The sequence below is a fragment of the Loktanella sp. D2R18 genome, assembly GCF_003318235.1.
Lineage (GTDB): Bacteria > Pseudomonadota > Alphaproteobacteria > Rhodobacterales > Rhodobacteraceae > Yoonia.
Genome location: NZ_QOCG01000017.1, coordinates 1 through 5,213, shown reverse-complemented (window position 1 = coordinate 5,213; position 5,213 = coordinate 1). Strand labels below are relative to the sequence as shown.

Genomic DNA, 5,213 nt, shown 5'->3' with positions numbered 1-5,213 from the left:
CATTTCCATGATGGCATATGTGATTTGGGCTGTTGTAAAGTTTGAGACGGTGCTGTGTTTGTTTGGCGCGAGTTCGACGACGTCGCAGCCGACCAACCGGCGACCTTTTAGGGCGTGGCGTATAAGGTTCAAGGCTTGGTAATAGCCAAGCCCGCCGGGCACTGGGGTGCCTGTTGCGGGCAAGATTGACGGATCAAGGCCATCCACATCAAAACTGACATAGATATCTTGGGGGAAGTCATCGGGGAGATCGACGGCTTGGATGCTTTGCGTCACGAGCTCTTCGGCGTCGCGGTAGAAAACGCCGCAAGATGCGCGGCGCGCTACTTCCTCGGCGCATAATGCTCGCACGCCAAATTGCGCGATGCGGATGCCGTCTTCTTCGGCCAGCAATTGCATGACGGAGGCATGCGAGTGGCGTTCGCCTTGGTAGGCGCGCCTTAGGTCAGCATGCGCGTCGATTTGCACAATCCCGACATCCCGGCCTAAGCCCCGGATAACACCGCGCACGGCACCATAAGAAAGCGCGTGCTCGCCTCCTAAAGTGACAGGAACAGCACCCGCTTTCACGGCATTTTCTGTACGGGTTGCGATCCGTTCCATCACCTCGGGCAGTGGGCCGTCGCAATCAACCGCTGCTTCTGTGACGATCCCGTGGCTGCAAGGTTCTGCGTTGCGAAACAGGCGTTCCAATTCGACGCTGGCCTCCAATATCGCTTCAGGTCCGTCTGCGGTCCCTGCCCCATAGGATACAGTGCGTTCTAACGGCACGGGGATCACCCGGAATTTGGCGATCTGTGGGTCGCGTTCAGACGCGGATAGTTCACCTTCCAAAAAGTACGTCATGACAGCCGCTCCACAAAATCATCATAGGTAAATTCACGGATCATGCGCAGGTCATCCGTGTCCGAATTCCAAAGCGCAATTGCAGGCAAAGGCACGCCGTTGAACGTGTTGGTTTTGACCATAGAATAATGCGCCTGATCCAGAAACGCGATCCGGTCACCAGGGGCCAACGGGCGCGCAGGGGTATAGTCGCCGATGACGTCGCCCGCCAAACATGACGGCCCGCCAAGGCGATAGGTGACGCCATCTGTGACCTCGCCCAGTAAATCGGGCCGGTAGGGTGCTTCGATTACGTCGGGCATGTGACAAGTGGCCGAAATATCAACAATGGCCAAAGGCATGTCATTTTCGGTGACATCCAGCACTTCACCCACAAGAATCCCAGCGTGCAGCGCGCAGGCCTCGCCGGGTTCAAGATAAACATCAATGTCATAGGTTTGCTTGATATGCTTGACCAAAGCAATCAAGCCCGCCCGGTCATAATCAGGTTGTGTGATGTGGTGCCCGCCGCCTAGGTTCAGCCATTTCATCTCCTTTAGCCAAGGGCCAAGCTGATCTTCGACTGCGTCCCATGTCCGCTGCAGCGGTGCAAAGCCTTGTTCGCACAGCGTGTGCATGTGCAGCCCGTCGACGCCTTTTAGGTCTGCCGCGCAAACCTTGGAAATCGGCGTGCCAAGCCGTGAACATTGCGCGGCCGGATCATATTTGGGGTTCCACCCTTCGGAATGTTCTGGGTTGATCCGCAGACCAAGGCTAATGGTTGCGCCCGCGTCACGGGCCGCCTGAACCTGTCCTGCAAAACGCTGGTGTTGGCTGGGTGTATTAAAGATCAGATGATCAGACAGCCGAATAATCTCATCCAGATCCTGCGCTTTGAATCCAGCGCAATAGGTGGTGACCGTGCCTGCAAATTTCTGGCGCCCCAACCGGGCCTCGTAAAGTCCAGACGCACAGGTGCCCGACAGGTATTTATCCACCAAAGGCGTGAGCGCGAACATAGAAAACGCTTTCAGTGCCAGCAGGATATTTGCGCCCGATTGATCAGCCACATCAGCCAGAATGGACAGGTTCCGCTCAATCGCCGCCTCATCCACGACAAAGCAAGGCGATGGCACCCGGTTGAGGTCAAATCGCGCAAAGCTATCACGCGACAGGGCGGCGATATCCATCTTTAGAACTCCGGATGCCCGTCAAGTTCAACAACCTGCCAAGGCAGACCATCGGTATTAAGCATGTCCATAAAGGCGTCCGGGTCCAGCTGTTCGGTATTCCACACGCCCGGTTCCAGCCAAATACCTTTCATCATCATCGCAGCACCGATCATCGCAGGGACGCCGGTGGTATAGGCCACGGCTTGGCTGCCGACCTCGGCAAAGCATTCTTCGTGATCGCAGATGTTGTAGATGTAATAGGTTTTTTCGCCGTCGCCGGATGGGCCTGTGATGATATCCCCGATGCAGGTTTTGCCTTTGGTCAGTTCTCCCAGATCGCTTGGATCGGGTAATAAGGTTTTAAGAAACTGTAGCGGAATGATCTCTTGGCCATCATGCATCACTGGCGCGATCCCGGTCATGCCAACGTTCTGCAACACAGTGACGTGGTTGATATAGGCATCACCAAAGGTCATCCAGAACCGGGCGCGTTCCACTTCGGGGAAATGCGTTTTCATGCTTTCTAGTTCTTCATGATACATCAGATACATGTTCTTTTCGCCCACGGCGGGGAAGTCGAACGCGACCTTGTGTGTCATTGCGGGCGTTTCGACCCAATCGCCGTTTTCCCAGTGACGGGCCACGGCGGTGACTTCGCGGATGTTGATCTCTGGGTTGAAGTTGGTCGCAAACGCCTTGCCATTGTCGCCACCGTTGCAATCCAAAACATCAATCAGACGAATGCCGTCCAGCTTGTGCTTGCGGATCCATGTCGCAAAGATAGAGGTCACGCCCGGATCAAAACCAGACCCTAGCACAGCTGTTAGACCCGCTTTTTCAAATCGGTCTTGATAGGCCCATTGCCAATGGTATTCGAACTTGGCTTCATCTTCGGGTTCATAATTGGCCGTGTCCAAATAGTGCACGCCAGCTTCAAGGCACGCATCCATTAAGGCCAAATCTTGGTAAGGTAACGCGAGGTTCACGACCAACTCTGCACCAGTTTCTTTGATCAACGCAACAGTGGCCGCCACATCCATCGCATCAAGCGCGGCTGTTTTAATCGTCACACCCGTGCGGGTTTTGACGTTTGCAGCGATGTCGTCACACTTTGATACCGTACGGCTGGCCAGTGTGATGTCTTTAAATATCTCGGGGTGCATCGCCATTTTGACAACCGCGACGGCACCAACACCACCCGCGCCCACAACCAGAACTTTTTCCATGTTTTGATCCTTTGTTATCTTTAATTTTCGGTGCCGAAGTAGGTCGAACCGGCAAGGCTATTTTTATAGGCCGCAATCATCGTGCGGCGCTCTGACGCGTTCACTTTGCCCGCTTTTACCGCCTTTTCAACGGTTTTTCGGAAGGTCGCGAGGCAATCTTGAGGGTCGTATTCAACATAGGACAAGACCTGCGCAATGGTGTCACCTTCGGTTTCGTGTTCGATATCAAACCCGCCTGCGCCATCTAGCGAAATGGTCACAACGTTCGGATCCCCAAACAGGTTGTGCAAGTCGCCCAGCGTTTCTTGATAGGCGCCCACAAAAAAGACACCGATGTAGTAATCCTCGCCGCCGCGCAATTCGTGCACTGGCAGTGCGCCGGCGGTTCCATCAGCCAGCACAAATTGATCAATTTTACCGTCACTATCACAGGTAATATCCGTCAAAATCGCACTCCGCGTGGGTTCCTCGTTCAGGCGTTGCAAGGGCATGATTGGGTGCAATTGGTCGATCGCCCAGACATCTGGCAGCGATTGGAATAGCGAAAAATTACCGTGATAATAATCGACAAAACCCGTCAACTGTTCATCAATTTGCCCAGCATATGCGTCGCTTTTTGTGGCGACTTTAAAGCGCGACAAAAGATAGAGGAATGCTTGTTCAGCCCGCGCCAAGAGTTGCAGGTCGATCTGACCGCGTCGGAACAAAGCGCGGATTTCATCGCGGTAATAGATCGCGTCATTTAGTGCTTCTTGCAGGCGCGGCCCGTCGATATACCCTTCAACGGCCAATAGATCGCTCAGCAGATGGTGGTCGCCATCTTGGATTTCGATTTTCTCCAAGTTGTCGTACAGTGTCGCACCCAAAATATCGAAAACGAAGATGGCTGATTGTGCGACGACGAACCTGCCGCTTTCGGTGACAATAGTTGGGTGTTCAATGCCAGCCTCTTCCGTTGCATAGCCAACGGTTTCTACCAGATTGGCGCAATATTCATCAACCGTATAATTGACCGAATTCTCGTCTGGGCGGCGTTCACCTGTGTAATCAACACCCAATCCGCCCCCTAAATCAAGGTATTGCAGGGGCGCGCCCATGCGGGACAATTCAACGTAAAACCGACAGGCTTCGGTCGCGGCGCGGCGCACGTCTAAAATGTTCGGAACCTGTGACCCTAAATGGGTGTGTTGCAGCACCAAACAATCCATCAAGCCGGTCTCTTCTAAGCGGGTTGTCAGTTTGACCACGTCCAGCGCGCTAAGCCCGAACACCGATCGGTCGCCAGATGATGCCTGCCATTTACCCGTCACTGTTTCGGTGAGTTTGATGCGCACGCCCAACGTTGGCCGCACGTCCAGTTCGGCGGCAATGCGGTGCACCGTTTCGAATTCGTATAAGCTTTCGAGCACGATAACCGTGTTGAAGCCCAGCTTTTGGGACAGGATGGCCAAATGGATGAATGCGGCATCTTTGGCGCCGTTACAAATCAACAAGGCCTCGGGAGATAGAGATTGCGCAAGCGCGATAAGCAGTTCTGGCTTTGAGCCGACCTCTAGACCAAAATGATAGGATCGCCCTGCTTCGGTAAGTCGTTCAACGACATCGGACTGTTGATTGACCTTAACGGGGAACACACCGCGGTAGACGCCACGGTATTTGGCCTCTTGGAATGCTTTCGCAAACGCATCATGTAGTCGTGCAAGCGAACGATCTAAAAACGGCTGTACACGCAGTTGAATCGGTGCAGAAATACCCCGCTGGGCAAGCGCATCCATAACCTGCGGGAGCGATACAGGCGGCGTGTCATCATTTGGGTTACACAGGGCCAGATCACCACTGTCCGTGACATCGACCAGCCCATCCGACCAAAGCGAAAAGCCGTAAATATCGGAAACTACTTGTGCATCGTTTTTCATAAAAATTCCACATGTCTACAACAAAGCTGCGTTACGTTGAGCGGCCCCAAATGTGAAATGATAAATCCGCCAAC

At 53.8% G+C, this 5,213-nt stretch carries 4 protein-coding genes; all 4 read right to left on the bottom strand.

Features of this window, described 5'->3' with window-relative positions; all coding sequences use genetic code 11:
* Positions 1-846: agmatinase (gene speB / locus DS901_RS10255; RefSeq protein WP_113776856.1), on the bottom strand; the 846-nt coding region annotated here is incomplete at its 3' end.
* Positions 843-2,015, bottom strand: coding sequence for a carboxynorspermidine decarboxylase (locus tag DS901_RS10250; RefSeq protein WP_113776855.1), 1,173 nt, complete (start codon positions 2,013-2,015; stop codon positions 843-845). The genes DS901_RS10250 and speB, both read right to left, overlap by 4 nt.
* Positions 2,016-2,017: 2 nt before the next feature.
* A complete protein-coding gene (locus DS901_RS10245; protein WP_113776854.1) occupies positions 2,018-3,223 on the bottom strand; it encodes a saccharopine dehydrogenase family protein in 1,206 nt (401 codons plus the stop codon).
* 20 nt (positions 3,224-3,243) lie between these two features.
* On the bottom strand, positions 3,244-5,139 hold the full coding sequence (gene speA, locus DS901_RS10240) for a biosynthetic arginine decarboxylase (RefSeq protein WP_113776853.1): 1,896 nt from the start codon (positions 5,137-5,139) through the stop codon (positions 3,244-3,246).
* Positions 5,140-5,213: the final 74 nt, after the last annotated feature.